This window comes from Stenotrophomonas sp. 2YAF22 (genome assembly GCF_052114665.1).
Taxonomy (GTDB): domain Bacteria; phylum Pseudomonadota; class Gammaproteobacteria; order Xanthomonadales; family Xanthomonadaceae; genus Stenotrophomonas; species Stenotrophomonas indicatrix.
Genome location: NZ_JBFRFE010000185.1, coordinates 1 through 6,860 on the forward strand (window position 1 = coordinate 1; position 6,860 = coordinate 6,860).

5 protein-coding genes and 1 pseudogene are annotated in these 6,860 nt (G+C 67.5%); 3 read left to right on the forward strand and 3 right to left on the reverse strand.

The features are described from left to right. Positions 1-446: pseudogene (locus tag AB4Y84_RS09315) on the forward strand (PLP-dependent aminotransferase family protein); the annotation flags it as partial. A gap of 156 nt (positions 447-602) precedes the next feature. On the opposite strand, the gene AB4Y84_RS09320 reads toward AB4Y84_RS09315, so the two are convergent. The 3 genes from AB4Y84_RS09320 to AB4Y84_RS09330 all read right to left on the reverse strand — a co-directional run bounded on the left by AB4Y84_RS09320 (position 603) and on the right by AB4Y84_RS09330 (position 4,837). After that, positions 603-1,904 carry an aminotransferase class V-fold PLP-dependent enzyme gene (locus AB4Y84_RS09320; RefSeq protein ID WP_442244173.1) on the reverse strand — a complete coding sequence of 434 codons (1,302 nt, stop codon included), beginning with the start codon at positions 1,902-1,904 and terminating at the stop codon, positions 603-605. Further along, positions 1,904-4,309 carry a TonB-dependent receptor plug domain-containing protein gene (locus AB4Y84_RS09325; RefSeq protein ID WP_442250047.1) on the reverse strand — a complete coding sequence of 802 codons (2,406 nt, stop codon included), beginning with the start codon at positions 4,307-4,309 and terminating at the stop codon, positions 1,904-1,906. The genes AB4Y84_RS09320 and AB4Y84_RS09325 overlap by 1 nt, the downstream gene beginning before the upstream one ends. 144 nt (positions 4,310-4,453) lie before the next feature. Next, positions 4,454-4,837: a hypothetical protein gene (locus AB4Y84_RS09330; protein ID WP_025877440.1), complete on the reverse strand. Its 384-nt coding sequence runs from the start codon at positions 4,835-4,837 to the stop codon at positions 4,454-4,456. A 187-nt stretch (positions 4,838-5,024) separates the two neighbouring features. Here AB4Y84_RS09330 and AB4Y84_RS09335 point away from each other — a divergent pair, with 187 nt between their 5' ends. Continuing rightward, complete coding sequence (locus AB4Y84_RS09335; protein ID WP_442244171.1) at positions 5,025-5,852, forward strand: AraC family transcriptional regulator; 828 nt, start codon at positions 5,025-5,027, stop codon at positions 5,850-5,852. A 34-nt stretch (positions 5,853-5,886) separates the two neighbouring features. Then, positions 5,887-6,860: alpha/beta hydrolase family protein (locus tag AB4Y84_RS09340; protein ID WP_442250048.1), on the forward strand; the 974-nt coding region annotated here is incomplete at its 3' end.

The following is a 6,860-nucleotide window of genomic DNA, read 5'->3' on the forward strand; positions in this document are numbered from 1 at the left end:
GCCCGGGCGCCGCCCATGCCGAGGCGATGGCCACCGCACTGCGTGCCACGCGGCTGATGGGTCACCCGCTGGTATCCGCACTGGCCAGCCAGCTGCTGCTGGATGGCTCGGCGCAGGCGCTGCTGGCGCAGGTGCGCGAGGAAGCGCGCGAGCGCACGCGGATGGCGCGGTATCTGCTGGCGCCCTCGTTGCTGGAGCGCGCCGATGGGCTGCATGCGTGGTGCCGGGTGCCAGCGCCGTGGACCGACGCCACGCTGGTGCGTACGGCGCAGCTGCAGGGCCTGGCGATCGCGCCTTCATCGGCGTTCTGTCCGCCGGGCGCGCCGTTCGCGAGCGGCGTGCGGCTGTCGTTGGGATTGGCTGCGGACCGGCGGCAACTGGAGAACGCGCTGCGGCGGATCGATCGGTTGTTGTTGTCCGATGCGTTGCCGGCGATTGACCGGTAGTGGAAGGGCATCCACGCATGGCGTGGATCTACTGGGCCTGTTCCGGTAGATGCCAACCTTGGTTGGCAACGCCCGTTCACGCCATGCGTGGGTACATTTGCAATCGTTGCCACCCCATTTCAGTAGATCCACGCCATGCGTGGATGGGTGTTGCGCCTACCCCAGCGCGGCCAACGCCTGCACCAGCGCATCCATCTGCGCGGGGCGGGTGAACACCGATGGTGTCACCCGCACGCAGGCGCCGGAGTCCAGGCCATCGCGATGGGTGGTGAATATCCGATGTTCATCCAGCAGCCGTTTCTGCAGCGCCAGGTTGTCTTCCACCGAGGCATGGCCACGCAGGCGGAAGCTGGCCAATGCACTGGCCAACGCCGGATCCGGCGACGACAGCACCTCGATATGCGCCATTTGCCGCGCCGCCACCGTCCAACGCTCACGCAGGTAGCGCAGCCGCGCCTGTTTGTTCGCTGCGCCGATGCGCTGATGCAGCGCGATGGCCTCCGGCAGCGCCAGATAGGCGGCGAAGTTGACCGTGCCGGTGTGCACGCGACTGCCCACGCGGCCGTCGTCGGTCTCGCCCATGTACGGATCCAGGTCGGCCACGCGTCCTTTGCGCACGTACATCGCGCCCACGCCCACCGGTGCGCCGATCCACTTGTGCAGGTTGATGCCAACGAAATCGGCCTTCAGGTCCGGCACCGCGTAGTCGATCTGGCCAAAGCCATGTGCGGCATCGACAATCACATCGATGCCGCGCGCCCGCGCACGCTCGGCGAGCTCGGCCACCGGCAGCACCAGCCCATGGCGGTGGCTGACCTGGGTCAGCAGTACCAGTTTCAGGCGCGGCAGGCGCGTGAACGCCTCATCGTAGGCCTGCAGGATCTGCTCATGGGTGGGCACCACCGGCAGTGCGATGCGCTCGACCTGCACGCCACGACGCTGCTGCAGCCAGCGCATCGCGTTGATCATGCTGTCGTAGTCGATGTCGGCGTACAGCACCTGGTCGCCCGCGGCCAACCGGTTGTAGCCGCCGATCAGCGCGAGCATCGCTTCGGTGGCGCCACGGGTCAGCGCGATCTCGTCGGCGCCGACGCCAAGCATGTCGGCCACCTGCCGATGCACGGCCATGTACTGCGCCGGGAACGCGTGGCGACCGTACCAGGCATTGCCCCGGTTCACTTCGGCGGTATGCCGCTGGTAGCTGGCCAGGGTCTGCTTGCCCATCGCGCCCCAGTAGCCGTTCTCCAGGTGGTTCACTTCATCGGTGATGTCGAAGTGGCTGGCGACGGCGGCCCAGTACGACTCGTCACGGGCCAGCACATCCGGCGTCGTGGAAGGTGCAGGAATGTCCATCGGCACAGCGTAGCGCGCGGCGGCCATGGCAGGCAGTGAAGACAGCGCCGCAGCGGCCGGCAGCAGCGCGCCGGCACGCAGCAGGGAACGGCGGCAGCTGTCCATCAGAAGGTCAGCCGGTACTGCGCGTACACGTTGGCGCCGTCGGTGTCGTACGGCGCGTTGCGCGAATAGATCAGGCCACGGCTGGCCTGGAAGGTGGCTTCATCCGGATAGCGGTCGAAGACGTTGTCGGCACCCATGCGCAGGCTGTGGTGTTCGTTGATGCGATAGCCCACGGCCAGGTCGAGGAAGGTCATCGCACCGAACTGCTGGTAGATATCGCCGGTGGCATTGCCGGTGGAGTCGGTCCACTTGCCGTAATAGCGCACGCGTGCCATCAATGACCACGCGCCGACGTCCCAGCTGCCGGTGAAGCTGCCCTTGTGCTCGGGCAGGCGGTCTTCGAACAGCACGCGCTGGGTCTCGTTGGTGGCCACCGAGGTGCTGCCGTTGTCGACGCGGGTCTGGTTGTAGTTGTAAGCCAGGGTCAGCGTCATCCGCCCTGCGCCGAGGTCGCGCAGGTAGTTGCCGACCACATCCACGCCGGTGGTGGTGGTGTCGAAATCGTTGGTGAAGTAGTTCACCGAGGTATAGCCCAGCGGGTTCGGCGTGCCGGCCGGAATGGCGAAGCTGGCCGACTGGCTGAAGCGGTCGCTGAGCGTGATCCGGTAGACATCGACCGACCCCGACAGGCCCAGGGCGGTGCGCCAGGTCAGGCCCAGCGAGGCCGTGCGCGATTCTTCCGGGGTCAACGGCTTGGCACCCAGCAGCTGCGCCAACGGATCGCTGGGCGACAGGCGGCCGCTGGTGAAGATCTGCAGCGTGCGCGTGTCCAGGCCCTGGGTGGTGCTGGTGGTGTTGAGCTGGGCCGGCGTGGGCGCGCGGAAGCCGGTGGAGAGCGTGCCGCGCAGCGCCACGTCCGGGGTGATCGCAAAACGTGCCGACAGCTTGCCATCCACCGTGCTGCCGAAGCTGGAGAAGTCTTCATAGCGACCGGCCGCGCCGATGCTCCAGCGCTCGCCCAGCGGCACTTCCATGTCCACGTAGGCGGCCTTGCTGCGCTGGCTCCACTGCCCGGCCTGGCTGGCCGAGAAGCCCGGCGCGCCGTTGGAATTGGCTTCCAGGCCCGCCGCAGCGCCACGGCCCACCGCATACGAGGCCGGGTCGCCGGCGCGCACCTGGTAGGTCTCCTGGCGGAACTCGGCACCGAAGGCGACGTTGACCGGTTTCGACAGCGCAGCCACGTCCCATTCGTAGTTGAAGTCCGCATTGGCGTTCTTCTCGGTCTGGGTCAGCCGGCCGAGGTCGAAGGAGGTCGGGCTGTCCGGGCCCAGCGAGGCGTTGATGGAGTTGTCCAGGCCGTAGTCGATGGCATTGCGGCCATACGAGGCGCTCAGGTCCCAGCGCAGCTTGGGCGTGATCTCACCACGCAGGCCCGCGACCAGCTGCAGGTCGTTCTGGGTGTTGCCGTACTGCGGGCTGAAGCCCACCGGATACAGCGAGCGCAGGTTCCAGCCCGGGAAGATGCTGGTCGTACGGTACGCGCCGGTGGTGGTATCGGGGTTGCGCCAGTTGAAATCGCTGACGCCGTCGCTGTGGCTGTACAGGCCGAAGGCATACAACTCCAGGGTGTCGCTGGCATTGGCCTTCAGGTTGAAGCCCACGCGGCGGCTTTCCAGCTCCGGCTGCCCCCAGCGCTGCACCGGGTTGGGCACGTCCAATTCGGGATGCGCGGCCTGGAAGGCGATGGCGTCGGGACGCTGGCGCGTGCGTGAGGTCGCATCGGAGTTGGACGRTTCGGCGAACAGGGCGAGGCTGCCGTAGTCACCCAGCGCCCAGCCGGTGCGCGCACTGAAGTCGCGCGAGGCGCCATCGCCCTGCGCGTACTGCGAATAGCCCGCAGTGATCTCGGTGCCCGGGCTGTCCTCCAGGATGATGTTGATGACACCGGCGATGGCATCCGAGCCGTACTGCGCCGACGCCCCATCGCGCAACACTTCGATGCGCTTGATGGCGCTGGTCGGAATCTGGGCCAGGTCGGCAGCCTGTGCGCCGCGGTTGCCAAGCAACGCACTGCGATGGAAGCGGCGGCCGTTGACCAGCACCAGCGTCTGGTCCGGCGACAGGCCACGCAGCGTGGCCGGGCGCACGAACACCTGGCCATCGGCCATCGGCAGGCGCTGCACCACGAACGAAGGCACCAGCTGCGCCAGCACGTCCTTCAGGTCGGTGGAGTCGACCGACTGGATGTCCTGCTTGGTGAACACGTCCACCGGCGCCAGGGTTTCAAACTGGGTGCGGTTGGAGGCACGGGTACCGGTGACCAGCATCGCATCGAGCTGGGTGGGCGCAGCGGCGTTGCCACTGCTGCTGGTGCCTGCCGTTCCGGCATCTGCAGCGATCGCGCCTCCTGCGCTGACCAGACCAAGGGCGAGGAGGATGGAACGCGACAGCTTCGAACGATGCACGGCAGGACTCCGGGAAGGCACGACAGGGCCAGGTGGGACCTGGACAAGGCGCGCAGTCTCGGGGCGGGATGTGAAGCAGCGATGACGTGGAGACGACAGTTGCGACCGCTGGAGGTGCAGCCGCCGCCCATGCCGGGCTCTGTGCTATCCGGCAGTGTCGTCGTCGAAGCCGAAGACGGCGGGCCGCGCCGTCCGCAGCGGGATGAACAGCGCGATCGCGAAAACGAACAGGAAAGGCGCGGAGAGGATGGCAGTGTCCTCGGTTCCGAAGGCAATCAGGTTCACCTGCAGTTGGCCGATCCACTCAAGGTCCATGAGCACCAGCACAAGGCCACCGATAGTGGGGCACGGCAGGCCGCCATGGCCTGCCATCAACAACGTGGGCGCCAGCAGTGCTGCCAGCAATGAGAACATCACACGGTACAGCCAGGGGTCCCCGCGCCAGCGCGGTGCCCGCCGCCACATGAGCACCAGCAGCGCCAGTGGCAGCAGCGCCGGCAGCAGGGCAATCGCAATGATCATCAACATGCGGCGATCTGCGCGGTCTGGTTGATAGCGGTGACTTCCGGCATGTCCCTGGCCTCGATCGTGTCCATGAAGATCGCATTGTTGCCGGTGCAACGGCAAACGCAAAGCCCCGCCGGCGCAAGAACTGCTAAGCGCCCCACCCCGTCGATCCGGTACGCTGCCCGGCATTCGAACGAGGGACAGCGCGATGAGCGCAGCCGGCAAAGCGTTGTGGTACATCGAAAGCCATGCCGACAAGCCGCTGGCGCTGGCCGACATCGCGGCAGCCGCCGGATTGTCGCCCTTCCACCTGTCACGCCTGTTCCAGGCCCGCACCGGCACGTCGGTGGTGCGCTACCTGCGTGGACGCCGCCTGACCGCCGCCGCGCAACAGCTGGCCAACGGGGCCGGCGACATCCTGCAGGTGGCGTTGGCAGCCGGTTACAGCACGCATGCCGCGTTCACCCGTGCCTTCTGCGAGCAGTTCGGGCAGACCCCGGAGCGCGTGCGCGAGCGGGGCCTGCAGGAACTGGCACTGGTGCACGCGATCCGCCTCGACGACGCGCCACAGGCCTGCACCGAGGCGCCCAGGCTGATCGACTGCACGCCCTTCCAGGTGGCCGGCATCGGCATGCGCCACAGCCGCGACAGCGGCGGTGCGATTCCCGGGCAGTGGGCACAGCTCAATCGCGAATGGCCAACACCGGCGCCGGTCAGTTTCGGTGTGTGCTGCAACAGCGACGACGAGGGTGGCTTCGACTACATCGCAGCATTGTCGGTGAACGCACTGCCATCGGTGCCTGCACACTGGCAGCGGGTGGATGTGCCTGCGCGCCGTTACCTGGTGGCCTGGCATGGCGGCCATATCTCCACCATCCGCTCGACCTGGTTCTGGCTGCTGGACCAGTACCTGCCGGCAAGCGGCCTCCACCTGGCCAACGCGCCGGATCTTGAACGCTATGACACCCGCTTCGACGAGCATACCGGCCATGGCGGCGTGGAGATCTGGCTGCCGGTCGATCACCGTCCTGACTGACCCGGAGAAACCGATGATGCGCGCGACACGATGGATGCTGACCCTGCTGCTGGCTGCTCAGGCGCCGATGGTGATGGCGGCCGCTCCCACCATTGCCGGTGAACGTCATGGCGTGACAACGCTGAAAAGCGCGGCGATCCGCGATAGTGCGCAGCGCGAGGTGCTGCGCTTCACCGCGTGGCACCCGGCAATGCCAGGCAGCGAAGAAACGCCGCTGACCATCGGGCCACCGGATGCGCCGCTGTTCGAGGTGGGGCGCGCGGCGAAGGACGCCCCCATTGCCGGCGGGCGCCTGCCAACCCTGTTGCTGTCGCATGGCAATGGCGGCACCGCGCGCATGATGGGGTGGCTGGGCACCGCGCTGGCGCGGGCTGGCTACCTGGTGATCGCCGTGGACCACCCCGGCAACAACGGCGCCGATGAGATGACGCTGGCCGGCAGCGTGCTGACCTGGCTGCGCGCCGACGACCTGAAGGCGGCGCTGGCAGCCGTGCAGGCCGACCCACAGCTRGGACCACATGTTGATGCATCGCGGCTGGGCGTGGTGGGCTATTCCGCCGGTGGCTTCACCGCAATGCTCAGCGCCGGCGCACGGCCGGACATGACGCGGCTGCTGGCGTTCTGCCAGGTGCACCCGGACGACGGCGTGTGCAGGCCGCAGCAGGAAGCGGTCGCGCATACGATGGCGGCGCGTCTTGCTGCAGCGGCGTCGCCACAACTGCAACCCTACGTGCAGCATGCACAGGATGATCGTTCGATTGCCGGCGTGCGCGCGGTGTTCGTGCTGGCGCCCGCCATCGTGCAGGCGTTTGCACCGGAGCAGCTGAAGGCGTTGCGGCAGCCGGTGATGATCGTGTTGGGTTCAGCGGATGAAGTGGCGCCGCCGGCGACCAACGGTGATGTGGCGGCGGCACTGATTCCGAAAGCAACGCTGCACGCGCTGCCCGGTGTCGGCCACTACGATTTCCTGTCTGCCTGCACGCCGCTGGCGCAGGCAGACAGGAAATC

Bases quoted from the DNA above. Each gene is read 5' to 3' on its own strand.
- AB4Y84_RS09335 (WP_442244171.1), top strand. From the start codon at position 5,025: ATGAGCGCAGCCGGCAAAGCGTTGTGGTACATCGAAAGCCATGCCGAC.
- AB4Y84_RS09320 (WP_442244173.1), bottom strand. From the start codon at position 1,904: ATGGACAGCTGCCGCCGTTCCCTGCTGCGTGCCGGCGCGCTGCTGCCG.
- AB4Y84_RS09330 (WP_025877440.1), bottom strand. From the start codon at position 4,837: ATGTTGATGATCATTGCGATTGCCCTGCTGCCGGCGCTGCTGCCACTG.